The organism is Brucepastera parasyntrophica, from assembly GCF_022376835.1.
Lineage (GTDB): Bacteria > Spirochaetota > Spirochaetia > Treponematales > Treponemataceae > Brucepastera > Brucepastera parasyntrophica.
On sequence record NZ_CP084606.1, the window covers coordinates 308,855 to 332,862 of the forward strand.

Annotated in this window: 16 protein-coding genes and 2 pseudogenes; 14 read left to right on the plus strand and 4 right to left on the minus strand. The window is 42.7% G+C overall.

Features of this window, described 5'->3' with window-relative positions; genetic code table 11:
• The first annotated feature begins 1 nt into the window (after position 1).
• A complete protein-coding gene (locus K7I13_RS01475; RefSeq protein ID WP_255947402.1) occupies positions 2-1,201 on the plus strand; it encodes a tetratricopeptide repeat protein in 1,200 nt (399 codons plus the stop codon).
• Here the strand turns inward: K7I13_RS01475 and pcnB are convergent.
• Positions 1,185-2,376: pseudogene (gene pcnB / locus K7I13_RS15825) on the minus strand (polynucleotide adenylyltransferase PcnB). The gene K7I13_RS01475 and the pseudogene pcnB sit on opposite strands and share 17 nt — an antisense overlap.
• Positions 2,377-2,480: 104 nt before the next feature.
• Positions 2,481-3,413 (minus strand): alpha/beta hydrolase, encoded by a 933-nt coding sequence (locus tag K7I13_RS01490; protein ID WP_255947406.1) that lies wholly within the window; start codon positions 3,411-3,413, stop codon positions 2,481-2,483.
• Positions 3,414-3,559: 146 nt separating this feature from the next.
• Between K7I13_RS01490 and K7I13_RS01495 the strand changes: the two genes are divergently transcribed.
• The 3 genes from K7I13_RS01495 (at position 3,560) to K7I13_RS01505 (ending at position 8,211) form a co-directional block, all read left to right on the plus strand.
• Positions 3,560-4,696, plus strand: a complete 1,137-nt coding sequence (locus K7I13_RS01495) for a class I SAM-dependent RNA methyltransferase (RefSeq protein ID WP_255947407.1) — start codon at positions 3,560-3,562, stop codon at positions 4,694-4,696.
• A complete protein-coding gene (locus K7I13_RS01500; protein ID WP_255947408.1) occupies positions 4,686-6,335 on the plus strand; it encodes an outer membrane protein assembly factor BamB family protein in 1,650 nt (549 codons plus the stop codon). The genes K7I13_RS01495 and K7I13_RS01500 overlap by 11 nt, the downstream gene beginning before the upstream one ends.
• Before the next feature lie 238 nt (positions 6,336-6,573).
• Entirely contained in the window at positions 6,574-8,211 is a 1,638-nt protein-coding gene (locus tag K7I13_RS01505) for a P83/100 family protein (protein WP_255947409.1), read from the plus strand.
• A gap of 140 nt (positions 8,212-8,351) precedes the next feature.
• Here K7I13_RS01505 and K7I13_RS01510 read toward each other — a convergent pair whose 3' ends face one another.
• Together K7I13_RS01510 and K7I13_RS01515 are read right to left on the minus strand one after the other, a co-directional pair.
• The gene (locus K7I13_RS01510) at positions 8,352-9,818 is read right to left on the minus strand and encodes a glycogen synthase (RefSeq protein ID WP_255947410.1); all 1,467 of its coding nucleotides are present in this window, start codon (positions 9,816-9,818) and stop codon (positions 8,352-8,354) included.
• Positions 9,819-9,909: 91 nt separating this feature from the next.
• Positions 9,910-11,109, minus strand: a complete 1,200-nt coding sequence (locus K7I13_RS01515; protein ID WP_255947412.1) for a pyridoxal phosphate-dependent aminotransferase — start codon at positions 11,107-11,109, stop codon at positions 9,910-9,912.
• Positions 11,110-11,913: 804 nt separating this feature from the next.
• Here K7I13_RS01515 and K7I13_RS01520 point away from each other — a divergent pair.
• The 10 genes and pseudogenes from K7I13_RS01520 to K7I13_RS01565 all read left to right on the plus strand — a co-directional run bounded on the left by K7I13_RS01520 (position 11,914) and on the right by K7I13_RS01565 (position 23,964).
• Entirely contained in the window at positions 11,914-13,026 is a 1,113-nt protein-coding gene (locus K7I13_RS01520; protein ID WP_255947414.1) for a mannose-1-phosphate guanylyltransferase, read from the plus strand.
• A complete protein-coding gene (locus tag K7I13_RS01525; RefSeq protein WP_255947416.1) occupies positions 13,023-14,069 on the plus strand; it encodes an NAD-dependent epimerase in 1,047 nt (348 codons plus the stop codon). Before K7I13_RS01520 ends, K7I13_RS01525 begins: the two co-directional genes overlap by 4 nt.
• The gene (locus K7I13_RS01530) at positions 14,051-15,391 is read left to right on the plus strand and encodes a UDP-glucose dehydrogenase family protein (RefSeq protein ID WP_255947418.1); all 1,341 of its coding nucleotides are present in this window, start codon (positions 14,051-14,053) and stop codon (positions 15,389-15,391) included. Before K7I13_RS01525 ends, K7I13_RS01530 begins: the two co-directional genes overlap by 19 nt.
• 45 nt (positions 15,392-15,436) lie before the next feature.
• Positions 15,437-17,071: a capsule assembly Wzi family protein gene (locus tag K7I13_RS01535; RefSeq protein WP_255947419.1), complete on the plus strand. Its 1,635-nt coding sequence runs from the start codon at positions 15,437-15,439 to the stop codon at positions 17,069-17,071.
• A gap of 35 nt (positions 17,072-17,106) precedes the next feature.
• Positions 17,107-17,955 (plus strand): ABC transporter permease, encoded by an 849-nt coding sequence (locus tag K7I13_RS01540; RefSeq protein ID WP_255947420.1) that lies wholly within the window; start codon positions 17,107-17,109, stop codon positions 17,953-17,955.
• A 17-nt stretch (positions 17,956-17,972) separates the two neighbouring features.
• Positions 17,973-18,745 (plus strand): annotated as a pseudogene (locus K7I13_RS15830) (ABC transporter ATP-binding protein); the annotation flags it as partial.
• A 549-nt stretch (positions 18,746-19,294) separates the two neighbouring features.
• Positions 19,295-20,842, plus strand: coding sequence for an HAD hydrolase-like protein (locus K7I13_RS01550; RefSeq protein WP_255947421.1), 1,548 nt, complete (start codon positions 19,295-19,297; stop codon positions 20,840-20,842).
• 108 nt (positions 20,843-20,950) lie between these two features.
• The gene (locus tag K7I13_RS01555; RefSeq protein ID WP_255947422.1) at positions 20,951-22,135 is read left to right on the plus strand and encodes a CDP-glycerol glycerophosphotransferase family protein; all 1,185 of its coding nucleotides are present in this window, start codon (positions 20,951-20,953) and stop codon (positions 22,133-22,135) included.
• A gap of 19 nt (positions 22,136-22,154) precedes the next feature.
• Positions 22,155-23,102, plus strand: a complete 948-nt coding sequence (locus tag K7I13_RS01560) for a glycosyltransferase family 2 protein (protein ID WP_255947423.1) — start codon at positions 22,155-22,157, stop codon at positions 23,100-23,102.
• Between the two features lie 61 nt (positions 23,103-23,163).
• Positions 23,164-23,964: a DUF3329 domain-containing protein gene (locus K7I13_RS01565; protein ID WP_439647456.1), complete on the plus strand. Its 801-nt coding sequence runs from the start codon at positions 23,164-23,166 to the stop codon at positions 23,962-23,964.
• Positions 23,965-24,008: the final 44 nt, after the last annotated feature.

A 24,008-nucleotide genomic window follows, 5' to 3' on the forward strand; every position in this document is an offset into this window, starting at 1 on the left:
AATGAAAAAAATGCTGCCTGTCCTGCTGATTTCCATATTGTTGTCTCAGGTGCTTTCAGCGCAAACCGCCAAAAGTTATACGGAAGGATATTATACCTTCACCTATCCAGAATCATTCAAAGGGATTGAAGCAACCGCCGAAGCCTTTAATGCAATATGGAATTCATTTAATGAAATATTCCGTTTTGACACCGACACATCCCGGCACATATGCCGCGTCACTATTCTGGCAAATAAAAGCGAGTATGACAATTATATTCAGAACCTTATAGGGGAAACCAGAAACCAGTTTTTATTTCTGAAATACTCTAAACCGGAACTTTCAGAACTGGTGCTTTTTCCGAATGCGGACTTTTCCGGATATGAAGCTTTCGCCGGCCCTGCCCTCAACCGTCAGCTTTTTCTCCAGTATCTGTATACCTTCGTTAATGAACCTCCATTATGGATACGCGACGGTTTCCAGGCGTTTTTTGAAACAGCGACATATGACCCGCTGACACAGTCCGTTGTTTTTGAAACTTACTCGCCCTGGCTTGATTCAGCCAAATTACTGCATAATTCTCCAGACAGATTTATTGATATTGAAGGAATTTTATCGGCTGTTACCGGGACCTATGAATCGGCCCGGTTTTATCCGCAGGCCTGGGCCTTTGTTTCATTTCTCTTAAATTCGGAAAAAGCGGCCTACCAGCGGTTTTTGTATGAAGCGTTTTTCCTGCTTGAAAACAGGGGGCAATTCAATGATGAAAGCCGGCAGGAAAATACGGACGTCATTAAAAACAGGTTTTTTCAGTTTTACTCCGGGAATGAGACAAACACGGATTTTTCATTGTGGCTTGCCGGGGAAAAAACTTATAATGATCTTGTTCAGAATGGTGTAACAGCCTATAACGAAGGTGATTTTGCAGCGGCAAAGCAGAATTTGTCAGAGGCCATGAGTATCAGGGAACAGGACCCCCTGATTGCATATTATCTTGGTCTTGTTTCTTACGCGGAAAAAAATTATAAGGACGCGGATGCGTGGTATCAAAAAGCGCTTGCATACGGCGCCGATATTTCAACCGTTAATTGGGCTCTCGGCCTTTCAGCATATGCTGACGGAAGATACTCCGAAGCAGCGGTTTATTTGCGTACAGCCAAAACTTCAAATCCCGCCCGCTATGCGGACCGGGTTGACGCCTTACTCAATTCGATTCCGTAGAAGGTCTTTCGTTTCTGTTCCGGCGGCGTTTTCTGGGCCCATGAAACGCCGCAGCATTATCTTCTGCTGCTCTCGGCTTGTTTCTTTCACCCTGTGTCGTATGAGTATCGGGCTGTTTTTTCCGAGGCTTTGTCACCTTAATATTGAGGCCGCCGTCTTTTAAACACCACCGGACCGCATATTCAAGTTCAACTCTGGGCGGGTTCATCGGAAGAATAAAACGTCTGCATTCGGCATATACTGTACGGTATACCTCTGACGGCGGGTCGTCCCATTTTGTAATGCGCTGAATGAAATCATAAAGAAGATAGACCAGCTTTTGACCCGTTCTCAGGTCCCTGTTTTCGGCAACCAGTTCATCAAGCCTGAGGAGGCTTTTCTCATAACTTTCCGCATAACCGGGATCGTCGTCAATCAGGCTGTTCGCGGACGGCTGGAGATACATATATAAATCATACTGAAGAGCCGAACAGATAGTGGCGTAGGCCCTTCCGCTGTTGATTATTTTAAGGAGCTCTTCCGTGAGCCTGGAAGGAGAGACAGACTGCAAGAGCGGAGATGATTTCCGGAGCATTCTCTGGAGCCGGGAAGGAATGGCGCAGTCTGCTGCCACTGAATATTTTACCGCACGGAGCATGCGTACAGGATCTTCCTCAAATATTTTCCAAGGGAATCACCGGTTCAAGCCTGTGACCGCGGATATGATTGACTCCATTAACATAATCGACAATTTGTTCTTTTATGGGATCATAATACAGAGCATTCAGTGAAAAATCCCTGCGAAGCACGTCTTCATCCATGCTTCCAAAACAATTACCGATACTGCCCTCTTTTAATGAGCGGAATGTCGACACTTCAAATATTTTTTCCCCGTAAAAAATATGAACAAGTCTGAAACGTTTTCCTATTATACGGGAATTTCTGAATAATTTTCTGATTCTTGACGGTTCGGCATCGGTAACAATGTCAAAATCTTTCGGCTGTGTACCGATCAGCAGGTCACGTACGGCGCCGCCGACAATATAAGCATCATGACCGGCATTCCGCAAGAGCGAAATTACTCTGATTGCATCAGGGTCAATAAGTTCTTTATTTATATTATGTTCGTTTTTTGTATATACAGACGCCTTGCGAACAGCTTTACCTTTGGCGTCTGAACCATATCTTGTCAGCATCTATTCCTGTATTTTTACCGGAAACCCTTTCAGTGTCAACGCTTTTTAAGCGGCAATCACTTAAATTAGGGCATTTTCATACAAGCCCGTTTATTTTTTCAGTACTAACCGGCTTGCAGAACTTCATTAATCCATTCAAGGATATCACGTATTACTTCTTCCCTGTTTATCTCGTTCAGCATTTCGTGCCTGCCTCCCGGATATAATGTCAGTTTCACGTTGGTTATATTATTTTTTTCATACTCTTCCGCAAGATTTGCGACCGTCTTTCCGTAGGCGCCGACCGGATCGTCAGTTCCGGAAAAAATAAAAACAGGCAGATCAGAAGGAATGTTCCGGATGGCTTTTTTTCTGTGAATTCTTGATAATCCGTGCATCAGGTCTTTGAAAAATCCGGCTGTTACTATAAATCCGCTCCAGGGGGAGGCGTCATATTTTTCAACTTCCTCATCATCCCGCGAAATCCACGAAGATTTGCTTTTGGGATCATCGATCTTTTTATTATTGTTGCCAAAAATAATGCTATCAAGCAGTTTTGACGGCTTTTTCTTTCCTCCAAAAAAGGAAATAATACCTGAAACAATGGAACCGAAAAAAACTTCAACAGGAGCAGGTCCCCTGGTCCCTGACAGAATACAGCCTTTCAGCAGGGTTCCGTAATGTTCAATATACATTTGCGAAATAAAAGAGCCGAAAGAATGACCAAAAAGAATGACAGGAAGCCCCTGATAACGCCGGTTGATTTCCAGAGTCAATTCATGCTGGTCTTCCATTACCCGTTCAAAGCCGTCTTTATCCGCCAGATACCCAAGTTTCTCCAGAGAACCCGCCGTTTCCCCATGCCCGCGGTGGTCGGCGGCAAAAACGATAAAACCGCTTTTATTTGCTTCAAACGCAAAAGTTTCATATCTCATGGCGAATTCCGCCATACCGTGACTTATCTGGATAACTGCCCTTGGATTTTTCACTGCTTCCCATGAGTGAATTGCTATTTTTTCTCCGTCACTTGCAGTCAAATAAAACAGATCAGCTGACATTTCTCTTTCCTCCAGTTTACAGTCTGCCGCCGCCCCGCATTCTCATCAAAAGGCGGCAAAAATAGGTATTCATAGGCAGCTCGTTTCAAACAACGCTGCTGACTACCCGACAAACAATATATTTATGTGTATAATATAATCTCCTTATGACAATTATAACAGAAAAAATGGTATCCGGGGGTTCCTGTATTGCAAGAATTAACGGAAAAGTCGTATTTATTCCGTTCTCTCTTCCCGGAGAAACCCTTGAAGTGGAAATCTCTGAGAAATACCGTGATTATGATATCGCGCATATTACATCAATTCTGGAGTCATCGCCAAAAAGAGTTGTACCGCCCTGCCCGCTTTTCGGGATCTGCGGAGGGTGTTCGCTGCAGATGGCGGAAAATGACTATCAGCTGGAACTGAAAAAATTGATCGTCGGGGACATTCTTGCAAGAGCGGGTATCCATTTTAACAGAGATATCAAATGCGTAAGCGGAAACCCGTTTGAATACCGTTCCCGCTTTCAATTCAGCAAAACGGAAGCGGGAAAAATCGGGCTTAAAAAATCAGCAAGTAATTCAGTTATTCCCCTGGCCGATTGTCCCATAGCGGTTACCGGGATCAGACAGGCGCTTGCGGAAAACCTGTTATCTGAAAATCAGGACAATTCTCCGGCGTCCGGAAAAATACATGTTTTTGCATATAGCAATGCCTTATTTTATGAAGGCAGGGATACATCCTGTGCTGTCACGATTGACGGCAGGGAACTCCGGTTTGATATTAACGGTTTTTTCCAGTCAAATATTCCCATGCTTGAACAACTGCTCCGCTGTATTGTTCCTAAATCTGCCGGTAAGCCCGGCGTCCTGCTTGATTTTTACGCCGGAGTCGGAACATTTTCGGTATTTATGGCTGAAAAATATACGCAGACTGTGCTGGTGGAAGAAAACACAGGAGCATTGCTGTGGGCAGAAAAAAATCTGATGGGCAAAGCGGAGAATCCCGTTTTTTGTGCAGTAAAGGATTCACAATGGCCTTTTCATTCTGAGGCAAAAAAAACATTTTCAATGGCCGTTATTGATCCGCCCAGGCAGGGCATTCATAAAAAAATGATGGAATGGCTTAAAGCGGTTTCAATACCTGAAATAAGTTATGTGTCATGCAATCCCGTGACCTTTGCGCGGGACGCGGCCGCATTGCTTAACGCAGGGTATATTTTACAGGATATTATTCTGTTTGACTTTTACCCTCAAACCCATCATATTGAATTAGTCGGTTTTTTCATAAATGAAAAATAAATGTGTCTGGCTTTCAGTTATTTATATCTTATGTATCCACAGTACGTATGCCATTGAAGCGGCATGGACCAGAGTATTAACCGGCGATGTTATTTGCTCTCCCGCTGTAAGGAATGGACGCATATACGTCACAACATCGGACAGAACCCTGACCTGCCTTTCGGAAAGCGGCGGTTTTTTGTGGACACGCTCATTCCGTTCAAAAATGCTCCCGTATACTTACGCAACACGATATGGAAATATATATACGGCTTCTGAAAACGGTCTGTTTATGGTTTTTAACGCAGACGGCAGTGTTTTATGGCAAAGAACCGAAGCTGAAATCCCTGCCTACCCTCCGCTTGAAGGCAGAGACGGCCGTTTTTTTCTTTTCGGCAGCGCTTCCGTTCAGTGCATAACTACTACCGGAAGAAATCTGTGGACAGTGAATCTGAATGAAAAAATAGTTTTTCCTCCCGGAGAGACAGGGGATGGGGATATTCTTGTTCCATGCCAGAATGGTCTTTTAATCCGTGTATCACCATTCGGTGAAATACGTGAGCATATAACGCTGCACGAAACCCCTGCAGTATTTATTCCGATCAGGGGAGGATTTGTCGCAGGCTTTCCGTCCGGAAGCATCCGGGCCTATGATATACGGCATAACCGGGGCGATGAAGCGGCCCCGACAGAAGAAATATGGCGGTTCAGCGGAGGTTCTCCTGTTTCCGTATTTATGAGTGAAGGAGGAACGCTGGCCGCTCTTCATCAAAACGGGGTTTTGCAGACTTTTAATATAACTGACGGGACAACACTATGGGAAGGAAAGACAGGAATACCGGTCCAGGGAAAGGTTTCCGTATCTGAAGGGTACGGACAGTTCACCTTTGCATATAAGGGATATGCAGGCGCATGGAATGTAAGCGGGAGAAAAGTCTGGGAACATATCCTGCCGGAACATACCCTTTTTCCGGTTTTGTCCCAGAACGGCAATGTTTTTGCCGCCGCGCCGGGATGGATGTTATACGGATTCCGGGCTGAAACCCGTATAACGGGGACCCCGCCGGCCCGGGATCAGGAATTTTATGGAATTATGAAAGGCCGCGTCATGCCTTCCGGATATTCGGCAGGCGCCAGTATTACATACATACGGCAGTTTTTAGCCTCAGTCACGCAGGAACTGGATAAAGGGTCGATAGGAATGCATGAAATATTTTATGCCCACAGGCTGGCCGAAATTCTTGAAAACAAGTCAATTGAAACGAGAAATCTGCGTTCTTTTGCCGTTCCCGAGCGGGCAAGGGCCGCAATTTTACTCGGACAAATGGGTTCCATGGAATACCGTCAGATTCTTATTGACTGTATGTCAACTGAAACTGAACCGACTATTATTACCGGACTGTTATATGCCCTGGCGGCGATCGGCTGTGATCCGGACGGAAAAACGCTTGCGGCAATCAGTACTGTAATACAAAAAAACGATTTGGATGACTTGCAAATCCATTTTGCCGTTTGTGACGCCCTATATTCCGTAGGCAGGTATTCTTCAGGACAAATACAGATTGAATCGGTACAGATGCTGTCTTCTTTTCTGAAAAAACCTTATCACTCATCAATTCAGAATTATGCACGACAAAAACTGAAAAATATATTACAATGAATGTAATTCATGGAATATTGCCGGATTCCGGTCAATCCGGAGGATATTCTGCGGTCTGATATAAAGACTTAGCTAAGTCTCTATATCAGAAACTTACATTAAAGGTGTATATTTTTGAAAAACCGGAAAATGGCATGGTTTTTCATTTGTATCCGGGTTGCTTTTTCAAAAACGGAAGTTTTGAAAAAGACTCGTCTATTTTACAGTTTATTTTTATATTATTTAGTGGAGGATTATAATGAAAAAATGCACAGCCGTTATCCTTTCTCTGTTTTTTATATGTACAATTTCCGCGCTTGAAGTGGACCAGCAGGAACTGCAATCAGCCATAAAACCGATAGAATTCATTAATTATACGGGACCCCAGTCAGTAGTAAATACCGCTGAGGAAATCCGCACTATCGGGACTCAGCTGGGTGCATCAATAGCTCCGGGACTGTCAGGAAACGCGCCGTTCTCAGCCGGTGACCAGAACAGGTATTCTATAATTCATGCAGTCGATCCTTCCGTAACTACAGGCCTTGACGCGGACATCCTGGTCCTCGGGAATAATATCGGGGTTGATCATATTGATAACCTGCGCAGAATCATAAGCGCCTATCTTTCCTCCGCTTATGGATATTCCGACAGGGACGCGTCTACTCTCGCCACTTTTATAACAATATACAACGCGGTATACCGCGGCGATATGACTACACTGGGTAAAAAATACAAGCCTGTTGTCATGAACTACCTGACCGCCGACAAGGCGGGCCTTTCCGTACGCTATTATGATTGGCCCGGAAAATCGCAGATTATTATCCCTCTGAGCGATCCGAGACTTGCGGGGACCATCAGTTCCATTGATACCTCCCATCTTACCGCGCCGGAGGTAATAGAAAGAATAAAGCAGGATGATCCTGCCGCGACGGATACCAGAAAAGACATGGTTGATCTTAAGGAAAGGGAAAGCGAGGAAGCCCAGAACAGGGCCCAGACCGCCCAGACAGAGGCGGCCCAGGCCCGGACAGATGCCGCCGAAAAGCAGCAGCAGGCGGCAGCGGCCGAACAGCAGGCAAAGCAGGCTGAACAGGCCGCCCAGCAGGCCCAGCAAACCGCGGCGGAAAATCCCGATGATAAAGAAGCCCAGGCAGCTGCGGAAGACGCCCAAAAAACAGCGGAAGAAAAAAGGACTGAGGCTGACGCCGCCCAGCAGGCCCAGCAGGAAGCCGAGCAGAAGGCGGAGGAAAAGGAATCTCTTGCGCAGACTGAACAGACTCTTGCCGATACAAAACAAAGCGAAGCTCAATCTGAAAGGCGGAATATTGCTTCTGACACACAGCAGGATCTGGCTGCACAGGAAGCGGCGAAAAGGGCGGCCGAGGCGGCAGCTCTTTCATCGGCGTCGCTTTCATACGGGCTGCGCGTAACGGATGATACGGAAATGCTGTCCGAGCTTGTCCTGATTAATCTGGACAGCGGAGCAATTGTAAAACGCTCTCCTCTGAATTCCATCCGCAACCGGACCCTTATTCCTGTCCCGGCAGGCTATATGGCAATTGCCGGAAAAAAATCAGGGAACGCCGCAGTGAGGCTTGTTCTTATTGATAAGGACACCCTTGAAATGACCAATCAGGGTACCATCGCAATTGCCGAAAAAAGCATCCTTGTTCAGAATAACAATGATTTTTATGCTGTAATTGAACAGGATAACGGGACTTTTGTCCTCGGCCGCTTTGATAATACGCTTGCAGTAAAAGCGCGGTCCGCTATCCAGGTCCTTCCCTATACGCCGGTTACCATAACTGAAAAAGGGGTTCTGGTGCAGAATTCGGATGGAGCAATCAGAATCCTGAGGGCATCCGATCTAAGTGATCAGACAAAGACAGGAAATTAAAATAACAGCGAATATGTCCGAAATAAACAGAGGGACATATTTGCCGCTAATTACTCATAAAATTTCAGCGAGTCTCTTCTGCCGGGCCGCCGAGGAGAAGGTTTGTATTTTCGATATGCGAAATTCGTTTTGAACGGCTTTTATTTGAACTGAGCCAGGGCGTTTTTATAGACGTCCTCATACTGTTTGGCTGAAATATCCCAGCCGAACTGTTTTTTCATACCGCGTTTCTGCATTTCAAGGATATGTTCTTTTCTGTTAAACCAGGTATATACTGCCCAGCCTACCGTATCAAAGATACTCTGAGGAGTGAGATTGTCCAGAACGAATCCGGTTCCGCTCCCGTTCATTTCATTGTAATTCTCAACGGTATCAGCAAGTCCTCCGGTATTTCTTACGATGGGAAGCGTTCCGTACAGGAGTGAATACATTTGGTTGAGACCGCTGGGCTCATACCGTGAAGGCATGAGGAAAAAATCCGATCCGGCTTCAATAAGATGGCTCAGATTTTCATTATATCCTATATATGATCTGAAATTCGGCAGGGAACCGGTAAGGGACCTTATTTCATTTTCACACCAGAGCTCGCCCGCCCCCAGAACAGCCATCTGCAGTTTCATCTCGGTGCATATCCGGTAAACCGAACCGTAAGTCGGACCGAATAACTCGGATATTCCTTTTTGGTCCACGAGCCTCGATATAAGTCCCACAATAGGAATATCGGGATCAACCGGGAGGTCCATGGCTTTCTGGAGTTCAGCTTTGTTTTTTTGCTTTTTTTCAATGGATTCCGCCGTATAATTTGACGGTATAAGCGGATCAGTTGCCGGATTCCATATTTTTGTATCAACTCCATTCAGAATCCCGGACAGGTCAGCCGAACGGTATCTTAAAATTCCGTCCATCCTGAAACCATATTCAGGCTGCTGGATTTCCTTTGCATAAGTGGGGGAAACTGTTGTGAGTTTGTCGGAGGAAGTAATGCCCGCTTTCAGGAAATTCATTCTGTCCCAATCCTCAAAGCCGGCGGCATAGAAATTATCCCAGCTCAGGCCGGTATACGGATACAGATGCTTCCCGTATATACCCTGATAACCGATATTGTGAATGGTAAAGACGCTTGCAGTATGCGCAAATTCATCATGCCGTTCGTTAAACTTAAGAAGAATAGGAATGAGCGCGGTCGGCCAGTCATGGGCATGAATAATATCCGGAATCCAGCGATAGGTCCTGCAAAATTGAAATACTACATGGGCCATGAGTGAAAACCGCTGGGGATTATCATTAAAGTCAGTTTCGCCTGGGACGCCGTAAATACCATCCCGGCCGAAACTTTCTTCATGGTCAATAAAATATACCTTTACGGCTGAGTCCGGCAATGTATCGGCAAAGATATCAATTTTTGTTTCGCTGTATCCGAGATATACCGAGACCGGCTCGGGCATTTTTTCGAGTTTGGTTCTGTCAATTTTATAATACCGCGGCATTATGATCCGCACGTCATGACCCAGTTTTTCAAGGCCCTTCGCAAGCGCGGGAACAACATCGGCAAGACCGCCGGTTTTTGCATAAGGGGTGACTTCGCTCGAAGTCATTAATATTTTCATTGCAGAATACCTCCCTGACAATGACAAGCAGATATATATTCCGGGAAGCCGTATGACCTTATCAGGAATCCCGTACCACTACTGTTATTTTTTACCATTCTCCGGCGGCGTTTTTGAATGCCTGCGCTGAACCGCTGATCGTCCGCTCCGGAACGCAATACGCGAGCCGGAACCACCCTTCTTTTCCGAATCCGGAACCGGGGACTCCAAGAATGTGATATTTTTTCAGATGACCGCAAAAGGCCCTGTCATCATTTTTGTTTGGCGTTTTTCTGGATTCAGGAACGCGGCAAAACAGGTAAAAAGCGCCTTCCGGTTCAAAAAAAGGAATTTCCGCATTCCGGAGAATACTCATTAAGGTGTTCCGTCTGCTTTCATAGAGAGAATAATCCACCGGTTCATTCCAGCAGGCCGCGACAATACGCTGAAAGGCGGCGGGGGCATTTACAAAGCCCAGAATCCTGGTAGCAAAAATAACCGCATCAATCAATTCACTTGCGTCCGGGGCGGCGGGATTAACCGCAGCATAACCTATCCGTTCGCCGGGCAGACTTAAATCCTTGGCAAAGGATGTAACAATAACAGATGACGGCCAGACCGGAAACACCGGAGCAACGGCAGCATTGTTATACACAATTGCACGGTATGGCTCATCCGCTATAATCACGACAGAACGTCCCGAAGTTTTCCGGTGTTTTTCAAGAATTTCTGCCAGTGAGGCAATATCCTGTTTTGTATATATTTTACCTGTGGGATTATTCGGTGAATTGATAATGAGCGCCGCCGTTTTCGGCGACAGGGCGGACTCAATAGCAGTCAGATCAAGAGAAAAATCTCCGGCAGTGGGAACTGGCTTCAGTATTCCGCCATGGTTACGGACATAATGTCCGTATTCGACAAAATAAGGCGACGGAACAAGGACCTCATCTCCGGGAGCCAGCACAGCCTTAAGCACTGAATTCATTGCTCCGGCGGCCCCTACGCTCATAACAATATGAGAAAAATCGACAGGAACGCCCTGCTCTTTTGAAACTTTTTCAGCCATTGCCGCCCTGGTTTCAGGATATCCGGCATTCGGCATATAACCGTGCATCCCCGGTATATCAGAATGGCCAAGCGTTACCAGCATTTCCTTTACTTTAGCCGGCGGTTCAAGATCGGGATTGCCGATACTGAAATCATATACATTTTCAGCCCCGAATTCCTTTTTCATTTGCACGCCTTCTTCGAACATTTTGCGTATAAAAGACGAAGATGACATTTGTTCTTTAATATGCGGCGCAACAGACATTTATACTCCTTTAACTTAAGTATCTGATATAAAAAAGTAGTTAATTCTTTATACCGGAAATACTTACAATCGGAAATAGCCAAATAATTCAGACTATGTGACTATATTTCTCCTCAATTTTCAAAAGAATGTTTTAACAAAAAATTGAAAACCCTTTTCGCTTATCATAGCATATCCCCATGGTTTTGTAACTATAATTCTCTTGTCAATCTTGCCGACCTGTGATAGCCTGTTCATAAGATGAACATAAGTCCCGCTTTACTGAAACCTGTTTCGGCGGTTCAGGTTAAGGTTTGGACTGTCTATTCCTGCTCATTAAGCAATTCCTGTTTTGCAATTCAATGGAACAGAATTCGGATAATCTTCTCCTGAACACAATTAATATACTCACCAGACAAAAAACAGCGGTAAGCCAGCGGAATTTGTCACGTAAGTTACAGGTGTCGCCCTGGACTGTGAATATTTTCCTGAAAAAAGCCAGCATATGCCCTGAATCCGTCCGGAATAGATGAATTATCCAGCCATTCATTCTTCACTTAAAAAAGTTATAGTTTTTATTATTATACTCCTTTGAGTTACATTTCCGGTATAAAGAATTAGCTAATTCTTTATACCGGAAACACTTATAATCGAAAATAGTCAAATAATTCAGATTATGCGGCTATGAGTATACCGTTGACTGCGGTATGTTATACTTGAAAACGACATTTCCCTGTGTATTTATCTCTGAAAATTTTCAGGGAATACATGCTTTTTCCCTCAGTTCCTCATCGGAACTGTTCTCAATACTTACAGGAAACGATAATGTGCAGTGATATAATTATTCTTGCCGGCGGCTCAGGTGAACGGCTCTGGCCCGCTTCCGGGCCGGACAAACCCAAACAATTCATGAAACCCTCCGGAGAGGACAGTTTTCTCCAGTCAGCCATTCTGAGGGCCTCTGTTTTGGAAATTTCCGGCGACATCTGTATTATTACCCGGAAAAACTGGACTAATCTTGTCATTAATGAGGTTCAGGAGCTCGCGGAGCGGATAAAAAAACCTGAACTGATTTCAAAAATTATCATAATGAGTGAACCCTGCGGCAGAAATACGGCGCCGGCTGCGGCGTGGGCCTCAAAATATCTTTTGTACAAGAATAATTCCATAGAACCGGTCAATATACTTATGATGGCCAGCGACCATTTGATTTCCCCGCTGGAAGTCTTCGCCCGGGATGTGCGGACGGCATCATGGTATGCGGGGCAGAAAAATATTGTATCCTTCGCAATTGAACCCGCCGCGCCTGAAACAGGATACGGCTACATTAAGGCAGGAGAAACGCTTCCGCTCCCGTTTTCAGGATCTTCCCAGGCGTTTGTTATTGATTTTTTCAGGGAAAAACCGGATGCGGCAACCGCGCAATCCTATCTTGCCGAGGGCAATTATTACTGGAATTCGGGAATTTATGCGTTCCGGGCAGATTTTTACCTGAATGAACTGGAACTGTATTCTCCGGAAATATATCAGGCCTTTCAGGATATTGATATGTATAATTCAATTGAAACCATAGCCGGGATCCGGATAATGTCCCCGAACGATTCAATTGAAAAAGCCTATAAAACGACCCCGCCCATTTCAATCGACTATGCTGTCAGCGAAAAAACGGAACGGGCAGTTTCTGTGCGGGCCGGTTTTCTTTGGAATGACATCGGCACCTGGGATTCCTTCGCGGAATATTACTCTGCACTTTCCGACACTTCAGCCTCAATAAAGTCTGAAAACTGTTTCGTCTATTCGGATATTCCTGTTATGCTCTGCGGCGTCTCCGATATTGACGTAATCATAAAAAACGGCAAGGCGCTGGTTGCAAAAAAAGGGGAAACAAACCTTGTAAAGGAAGCATTGCCCCTTTTGGACAGGAAAGATAAGACATGACCTATCTTGTAACAGGCGCGGCCGGTTTTATCGGTTTTTTTACCGCCTGCAGACTCCTTGAAGCCGGGCATACTGTAATCGGACTGGATTCCGTCAATAATTATTACCGTACAGACTTGAAGGAACGCCGTCTTGCCATTATTGAAGAAACAGCGCGAAAACAGAATTCCGGACATGAAAAAAACTGGATATTCTACCGGGGCGGGATTGAAGATAAAGGATTAATCGATACTGTCTTTTCCGGGCATACCTTTGACCGGGTTATTCACCTTGCGGCCCAGGCCGGAGTAAGATACAGTATTGAAAATCCGTATGCCTATTCAGTAAGCAACCTCGATGGTTTTTTGAATATTCTGGAAGCATGCAGGGCCAGCCGGATCGCCCATCTTGCCTTTGCCTCAAGTTCATCCGTATATGGAATGAATAAAAAAGTTCCTTTTTCTGAAACAGACCCTGTTGATCACCCGGTAAGCCTGTACGCGGCGACCAAACGCGCCAATGAACTGATGGCCCATACATACAGCCATCTATACGGAATTTCCGTAACGGGCATGCGTTTTTTTACCGTATATGGCCCCTGGGGCCGCCCGGACATGGCTTATTTTAAATTTGCGGACGCCATTATGCAGGGAAAACCCATTGATATATATAACAATGGGGATCTTCTGAGAGATTTTACCTATATTGAAGATATTGTAAAAGCGGTTATAATTATAGCTGATAACCCTGCGCGGGCAGATACTGCGTTTGATCCGCTGCATCCGCTTGCGGACCGTTCATCGGCACAGTTCAGATTGTATAATATCGGAAATAATCATCCGGAAAAGCTTGAAACGTTTATTGAAATACTGGAAAGTTTGCTTGGAAAACAGGCGAAAAAAAAATATCTGCCTATGCAGGCAGGCGATGTTTACGTAACAGCCGCCGATACTTCAGCACTTGAGCGCGATTTTAACTGGCGTCCGGAAACATCACTTGAAAGAGGACTTGAACAATTTATACAATGGTACAAGGAGACAGAGCCATGGCAAAAATCGCTGTAATCGGAACGGGATATGTAGGACTCGTATCGGGTGCCTGCCTTGCTGATTTTGGGAATGTTGTTATTTGTGTGGATAATAATGCCGATAAAATTGAAACTCTCAAAAATGGGAAAATTCCCATCTATGAACCCGGCCTTGACGATGTTGTAAACCGCACGGTTGAAACCGGACGGCTTTCCTTTACCACTGATATGGCGGAGGCAATACAAAAATCGGACGTGATTTTTATTGCCGTAGGAACCCCACCTGCGGAAAACGGCAGCGCGGATCTGAAATACGTGGAAGAAGTTGCGCGGAGTATTGCGCGCACTATGAATGGCTATAAGGTTGTTGTAAATAAAAGCACTGTTCCCATAGGCACGGGAAAACGGGTTCAGGAATGGATTTCGGAAGAACTTGAAAACCGCGGGAAAGAAGCCAACCTCTATCTTTTTGACATTGTTTCCAACCCGGAATTTCTCAGGGAAGGCTCGGCAGTGCGCGATTTTATGCATCCTGACCGGGTGGTGATCGGAACAAAAAGTGAAAAAGCCCGCAGTATAATGAAAGATGTATACCGGTCTCTGTATATAAACGAGACCCCGTTTATCGAGACGAATATTGAAACGGCGGAAATGATAAAATACGCGTCAAATTCCTTTCTTGCCGTAAAAATTACATTTATAAATGAAGTCGCCAACCTCTGTGAAAAGGTCGGCGCGGATGTCCAGGATGTCGCAAAGGCAATGGGCCGCGACGGACGTATTGGAGGTAAATTTCTGCACCCGGGACCCGGATACGGAGGAAGCTGCTTTCCGAAGGATACCCAGGCAATGGCCAGAATCGGCCGTGAAGCAGGCATGCCCCTCACAATTGTCGAAACAACGATCCAGGCAAATGAAAGCCAGAAACTCCGGATGTTTGAAAAAATAGAGAGCGGACTGGGCGGAATGGGTCATCTGACCGACAAAATTATCGCCGTTCTGGGCCTGTCATTTAAACCGAACACAGATGATATGCGCGAGGCTCCGGCAATAGAAATCCTTACCAACATTGCCAGACGGGGCGCAATAATACGTGCCTGTGACCCTGCCGCCATCGACGAGGCCCAGTGGAGACTGAAACGCATTAAGGACGCAATTACCTATTACACGGATGAATATGAAGCGGTAAAAGACGCGGACGCTGTAATTATTATGACCGAATGGAACCAGTACCGCAATCTTGATCTTGACCGCATAAAATCCCTCCTGAAAACACCTATCTTTTTTGATCTCCGGAATGTATATAAAAGAGCGGATATGGAAAAGAAAGGCTTTATATATTATGGTGTAGGCCAGTAAAATTGCGCAGCCTTAATAATTGAGACTTCAGAGAAGAAAACCGAAATGATAAAAAGGATCGCAGGTCTTATATTTTTTTTTACTTCCCTTTTGGTTATTTTTGCCCAGGAACAGCTTCTTTCTGATACGGAAACGTATTATGATTTTCTTTCCCTGCAGGGTATTGCGGAACGGCCATATTTAAATTACCGGACATTATCAGATTCCGAATGGACAATTTCAGAAGACGCAGAGCATCCCTGGCAGGAACAGAACCTGGGTACATTCAGGAATTTATTTGCCGGCTTCAGAATGAGGATTTATGGTCCGGATGTACTGTTCTCATACAATACTGCGGTTCCCTATGGTCAGAATGACAGTGTTTTATGGCAGGGTAAAGGGTTTAACGCATATCTTACCGGAGGGGTCCGTTTTGAAGGGTACGGACTTGAACTGACGCTTAAACCTGAGTTTTCCTTTTCACAGAATCAGGCCTTTGAGCTTGTTCCGTTTTATATGGACGGTCAGTATGCCGACGCTAATTATGCCGGCAAGGCAGGAGAATATGGATATTTTGGCCTACGACATATTGACGCGCCCCAGCGGTTCGGCGATTCCCCTTTTTTCTCCTACAGTTGGGGAGATTCTGAAATACGCTACACATGGAAAACCCTGACCATAGGATTCGGAACCCAGAATATATGGCTGGGACCCGCAAAAGTTAACCCCCTGCTCCATTCAAATAATGCCGCGCCGTATCCCAAACTTGACATAGGTTTGAGGAAACAGCCGGTTACTATTTTTGGCTGGTATGCCGGTGACGTTGAATTCCGGACATTCTGGGGCAAGCTGACAGAATCGGACTACTTTGATAATGACAGTTCAAATGACGGAAATCTGGTAACCGGAGTCACTTTTTCATACGCGCCATCTTTTCTTTCAGGCCTGGTCCTCGGGGTCCACAGAACCATGCTGTCAAAATGGAGCGACCTGGATTATAGAGGCATATTTACATTATTATGGCCGTTTATGGAAACATCCGCCGGAACGGATGAACGGGACCAGCGGGCTTCAATTACGCTGTCATATATTTTTCCATCCGTCGGCTTTGAAGTTTACGCGGAATGGGGAAGAAACGATTACAGTCCGAATCTTGATATGATTATCCGATATCCCTTTCATACCCAGGCATATACGCTTGGAGCGGCAAAATCAATCCGTTTAAATGAAAAACATAATATATCCGGCCTTCTGACCCTTGAAATAACCAATCTGGAATCTTCAAGAGATTATTCCCTAACAGGTGTAGAAACGACTTTTTATGCGCACCACATAATAAAACAGGGATATACCAACCGCGGTCAATGGCTGGGACCTGGTATTGGTACGGGCGGGAACAGTCAGTTACTGTCCTTCGATGTGTACTATCCCAGGGGTAAATCATCCCTTTTGCTTCAGAGAAGAAACCCCGACAATGATTATGTGTGGTATTACAGGAAAAATACAGATAGTACACGGGAGTATCGTTTCAGAACCGATCTGTCAATAGGAATAAATACGCTTTTTCATATATTGAAAAATCAGTCGTGTTTTTTCGAGTTTGTATTCACCGATATTCATAATTATAAGTATGAAGCTTCTCTCAGAAGTGTCCATACATATAATTGCAGTATCAGTGCTGGATATCGTCTTGTTTTCTGATATAATGCAGGATTATAGATAAGGAATAATAATATATGGGTGAAAAAGATAACTGGACGACGATTATTAAGCCTGAACATAAACTGATTGATTTGCGGATCCGCGAGTTAATAAGATACAGGGACCTGGTGTTTCTTTTTTTCAAGCGCGATTTTACTACCCAGTATAAACAGACTATCCTCGGCCCCTTATGGTATGTCATTCAGCCGCTTATTTCGACAATTATGTATACCTTTGTGTTCGGAAACCTTGCGAACATATCGACCGAAGGGGTTCCGCATATACTGTTTTATTTCGGCGGAACCATGCTGTGGACATTCTTTGAAAAGTGTTTTAAAGACTCGAGCGATACCTTTACTTCAAACGCAGATATATTCGGAAAAGTATACTTCCCGCGGCTGACCGTTCCCATTTCACGGGTACTGATAAATGCGGTCGGGCTGGGAATTCAATTTGTCTTGTTTATAATTTTTTATGTGTATTATTTTGTATTAAAATATCCGATATCTCCTTCATGGAGCGCCCTGCTGTTTCCCTGCGTTGTTATATGGCTTGCTGCCCTGGGAACAGGCATGGGCCTGATTATCAGTGCAATTACGACTAAATACCGTGATATAAAACAGCTCATCACATTCGGTATCAGCTTGTGGATGTACGCGACACCCATTGTATACCCGCTGTCCCAGATTCCGGAACAGTTCAGCTGGGTATTTTATATTAATCCTGTTTCTGCTCCTATAGAATATTTCCGTATCATTTTTTACGGGACCGGGTATGTCCCGCCGGCAATGTTTATATCAAGCATTGTGATGACTGTGGTATTTCTCTTCTTCGGGCTGATATTCTTTAACCGGGGAGAAAGAACCTTTATTGATGTTGCGTGATTAAGGAAAACTGTATTATGGATGATGTTGCAATACGGATAGAAAATCTCTCAAAAAATATAATCTCGGGGTTATTAATACCGGTACCTTTTTCCGTGACATGCAGAGTTTTTTTGCGCGGAAACGGGGGAAACCTGACCCCCACGCAAAACTCGGCAATGAATACCATGACGGGCCGGACAGTTTCTGGGCATTAAAAGATATATCACTTGATATTATCCAGGGAGACCGGGTCGGAATTATAGGAAAGAACGGCGCAGGCAAAAGCACTCTGCTTAAGCTCATATCCCGTATCTCGGCCCCGACTGAGGGCGTAATTAAAATAAGGGGAAGAGTTGTAAGTTTGCTGGAAGTAGGCACCGGTTTCCATAAAGAGCTGACCGGACGGGAAAACATTTATTTAAACGGTTCAATTCTGGGAATGAAAAAAAAACAGGTTGATAAAAAGATAGATGAAATAATTGATTTCAGCGGAATAGAAAGGCATATAGATACACCGGTTAAAAGGTATTCAAGCGGTATGTATGTCAGACTTGGTTTCGCGGTCGCAGCCCATCTGGACAGTGAAATCCTGATTGCCGATGAGGTCCTCGCGGTCGGTGACGCCGCGTTTCAGCAAAAAGCCATCGGAAAAATGAACAGCATAAGCAGCGAGCAGGGACGGACCGTTCTTTTTGTCAGCCATAACATGATGGCTGTCGAAACCCTGTGCAATAAGGGTATCATACTCCAGCAGGGCAGGCTTATCGGACAGGGACCAATTGCGGAATGTGTAACTAAATACCGCGAACATGATGCCGCCGAAAAAAAGAAAAACTGGTCCGGCAATGACGGTGACAATAATTTAAAACTATATCATGCCGCCCTTGATACTACCAATTACGGCTACCGCCTGCATTTTGAATATGAAATTTTTACGCCGGACCTTGATTATGTATTCTCTCTTTATTTCGCGAATGCAGAAGGAAGAAGATTATGCCTGTGTAATGCGTCGGACTTTTTTTCCGAAGAAGAATATTCAAAAATGTGTTCTGTGGGTTATCATAAAGTGAACCTTGATATCGATACATCAATATTCGCGACCGGAGAATACAGCATTGAGTTTGATCTTTCAATTTACCGGCTGAAAAGAATATCAAGTACAAATACCAAAATTTACTTCGAAGTATATGATTCGAAAAACAATCAGCATAAATCACCCAGCAGGGAAAATATTATCAAGCCGAACTGGTCCTGGACTATTGCGGACTGAAGGAGGCATTTTTGAAGCGGGTAATAACATACGGAACCTTTGATTTATTGAAGTCGGAATATTCTCTTATACATGAAGGAGTTGTTTATGAATTTGAAGTTAAAAACTATAAATAGTTATGCTGTAATTCTTGCAGCAGGTGTTGGTTCTCGTTTAAAAGAAATAACATCGGTAATGCCAAAATCCTTGATAAAAGTTTGCGGAAGATCAATTCTTGATTATCAGATAGCAGGATATAAAAGAATAGGCATACCAGAAAGTAATATAATTATTATAACAGGATATATGGCAGAAAAGATAGTAAGTTTTTCCGCTGTTAATTATCCTGAAGTTGTGCTAATAAATAGTCCTGACTATCAAACGACAAATAATATGTATTCGCTATATATTGCATTTCAATATCTTGAAAAAAAAACAGGTTTAAATTTTGATACTCTTTTTATTAATAATGCGGATTGTTTGTATGATGAGAATCTCATGCTTGAATTTGCAGGAAGCAGCTTTGACAATGCAATTGCAACAGAAATTGGGGAATATATTGATGAATCAATGAAGATCCATGTGGACAAAAATGGAAAAATAAAAGATATTTCAAAAAAAATACCACAAATGGATTCTGTTGGTGTGTCAGTAGATTTATACAAATATAGCAATGTTGCCAGTAAAGAATTATTTAAGATCACAAAAGAATTTATTGAGGTGAAAAAAGATCTTAAACAGTGGACAGAAGTCGCTTTCCCTCAATTATTTAGTATTGTCGATGTATTTCCGTTTGATATTAATCATAAAAAATGGGTTGAAGTTGATACTGAGGAAGATTTACTTTTAGCAGATATGAAATTTTCTTCTATATGTTTGAAAGACAAAAAGGCTTTTATATGTGATTTAGACGGGACTCTCTTTGTAGGAAATAAGGGGATTCAGGAATCAATCAATTTTGTTAATAAAAACATGAAAAACTATGATTTTTATTTTCTTACAAATAATACATCGTGTGTTCCTTCACATTATGTAAAAAAGCTTGCTGAAATTGGACTCCCCGTTAATGAAGAACAAATACATACACCTTTGTATCCTTTGATTGATTATATAAAGGAAAAAAAATACACGTCAGTTTATATGGTGGCAACGGAAGATGTCTTGCTTTTTATGCAAAAAAGACTTCCAAATGTTTCTCTTTTATTTGACGAAGATAAGAATGAAGCCGTTGTTCTGTCTTATGATAAAGAGTTAACATATAAAAAACTGGAGAATATGTCTTTTTTATTAAATACAAAACCAAATATAGATTATGTCGCCACTCATATTGATGTTGTCTGTCCTACAGAATACGGTAATATTCCTGATATAGGTTCGATGATTAATATGATTTCATTGTCGACTTCTCGTGAGCCAAATATGTCTTTTGGTAAACCGAACAAGCAGTTCGTTGATAGTATAATTGAAAATTATGGGAAGGCTTCTTGTGTTATAGCAGGAGATCGTATATATACAGATGGTCTGCTCGCTAAAAATGTTGGTGTTGATTTCATTTGTGTTTTATCGGGAGAGACGAAAAGAATTGATCTTGCTTTATACAATGACGGTGGTGAAAATATTTTAATAGTAAAAAACCTTGGAATGTTAACAGAGTGATCTGTTTTATAAAATTTCACAGATGGATTAAAGTTTGAAAAATGGATAAATACGGCCCCCAGCTTCAAGGAACAAGCTCAAATAAGTAATTCATTAAGGGTCACAAATATGCATAAAAAGGTATCTTTCATCAGAAAATTTTTGATAAACCCCATTATTGACTGTATTAAATACTATTCATTGGTTGTACCGTATTATTTATTTCGCATCGTTCCCATAAAAAAATACAAAATTTTTATTTCAAATTATAGCGGCAAAGGTTATAGTGATAATGCAAAATATATTGTTGAAAATATACTGAAACAAAAACTTGATTTTGACCTTGTCTGGTCGGTCATTCCCGGGTTTAATGATTCAATACCACCACAGATAAGGCAAGTCAAATACGGTTCACTCAGAGCGAAATATGAAGAAGCAACGGCAAAAATCTGGATAGACAACAGCCGAAAACTCACATTTGTACGCAAAAGGAAAAAGCAGTTTTATATTCAAACCTGGCATGGCAGTGTTGCCCTAAAAAAAATAGAAAAAGATGCGGAAGATAAATTGCCTTGCGCCTATATTGAAAAGGCAAAACATGATTCACAATTAATTAATCTGATACTGTCAAACAGCGGGTTCTGTACGGAAATGTATAAGAGGGCGTTCTGGTATGACGGGGAAATTCTCGAAAGCGGCTCTCCAAGAAATGACATTCTGATAAAAAAACCTGAAGATAAAAAGAAAAAAGTATATGATTATTTTCATCTTGATTATAATACAAAAATACTTTTATACGCGCCAACTTTCAGGACAGACTATAACACTGATACATATAATATACATTTTTCCGAAGCGCTGTCGGCATTATCAGAAAAGAACAATTGCAAAGTCGTCTTTCTTGTAAGACTGCACCCGAACATTTCCGAAAGATCGGAAAACCTCTTTTTTTCCGATACTGTCATAAATGCAACTTTTTATCCTGATATGCAGGAATTGATGCTTGTGAGCGATATATTGATAACCGATTATTCAAGCAGCATGTTTGAATTTATACTGATGAAAAAACCGGTTTTTTTATATATCAATGATTACCATGAGTATATGGAAGAACGCGGCTTTTATTTTGATTTGACTTCCCTGCCCTTTCCCCTTGCCGTAAATACGGATGACCTGATTCAGAAAATTATTTATTTCGATAGTGAAAAATATGTATCTCAGCTGAATGCATTTTTTCAGCAGCTGCAGCTTTTTGAAGACGGAAATGCGTCTGACCGTGTAGTTAACCGAATTATCCGGGAAACAGCGGAATAAAACCGGTGATTAATGGCGAATGGAATATGACAAAATGAAAATATTGATAGCGGTGCCTGCTTTAAATGAAGAAAATAATGTTACTGTTTTTTATCAGGCCGTACAAAAAGAGGCAGCGCGGATACATGATATTGAACTGCATATTATTTTTATTGATGATGGCTCAACTGATAATACTCTTGCAGAAATAAAGCAGCTCTGTCTGACAGATTCAAAGATACACTATATAAGCTTTTCACGGAACTTTGGCAAAGAGGCGGCTATTTACGCCGGACTCGAATATGCTTCGGAAGAAAATTATGACTACGTTATTATAAGCGACATAGACCTTCAGGACCCGCCCTCCCTCATTCCGGAAATGATTGCGGAAATAATTACTGGCGAATATGATTGCATTGCGGCCCGCAGGGTAACAAGAAAAGGCGAGCCGGTCATACGTTCTTTTTTTGCCAGACAGTTTTATTCAGTTATCAGAAAATTATGCGAAATAGATATTGCGGACGGCGCCCGCGACTTCAGGATAATGACCATACAAATGGCGAGGTCTCTTTTATCACTTAAGGAAAAAAACAGATTTTCAAAAGGACTCTTTGTCTGGATAGGATATAAAACAAAATATCTCGAATATGAAAATATCAAACGGAAATCGGGAGAAACAAAATGGTCTTTCTGGAAGTTATGTACTTATGCCATTGACGGAATTATTGCTTTTACCACAGTACCGTTGTATATAGCCGCTATATGCGGGATTCTTTTTTGTTTTATATCCTTTTTAATAATTATTTATATAATAATAAAGACATTGGTTTTTGGCGATCCGGTCGCGGGGTGGCCTTCAACAATATGTATTATTCTCATGCTGGGAGGAATACAGCTTTTTTCAATAGGAATACTCGGGTTATATCTTTCAAAAACATATATTGAAACAAAACAGCGGCCCTTATTCATAATCAGGGAAAAAAAATGATAACAAAAAAACAAATTCTCCGTTTTTCTATTCCGGTATTTTATATACTGCTCTTTTTTTATTGAACGTTTTAACGCCGATGATTGCCGACGATTATCTCTATTCATTTGTCTATAATACGGATGAACGTGTATCTTCGATAAGCGATATTTTTTATTCACAATACCGGCATTATATGGAATGGGGAGGCCGGAGTGTTGCCCATTTTCTTGCGCAGTTATTTCTCTTTTTAGGAAAAAGTTTTTTTAATATCTGCAATACAATTGTTTATTGTATATTTATCTGTCTGGTGTATTTTCATATTTGCGGAACCCTGGCTGATATGAAATTATGGCTTCTTTCCGCCATACATATTTTGTTATGGTTTTCTGTCCCTGTCTGGGGCCAGAATTTTCTTTGGCTTACCGGCAGCTGCAATTATCTGTGGACCACGACAATTATACTTTTCTTTCTGATGCCATTCAGGAAAAAAAGCATGGATACCAGCTATAGCATTCATATTATATTATCAATTCTTTTTTTGGTTCTGGGGATAATAACAGGCTGGTGCAATGAAAATGCAGGAGCCGCTACCCTTGTTATTTTAACAGGATACAGCATTCGTAAAATTTTTAAAAAGGAAAAATTTGCTCTGTTTGAAATACTGGGCATCATAGGGTTTATAATAGGGTTTTATTTTCTTCTTGCCGCTCCGGGGAATTATGTCCGCATGAAGGAATTCGACCGTCACGGAAATATGGTTTTACATTTACTAAAACGCTTCTTTGATATTTCAAAGGACTTTTTCAGCAACGGTTATATCCTCGCGGGAATTTCAGTTTTGATTGGCGTAGAATTACTGGTTTATGAAAAAAAAGGATAGTTTTTTTTAATTACCTTTATTTTCCGGCAGGATTCGCAGCGGTT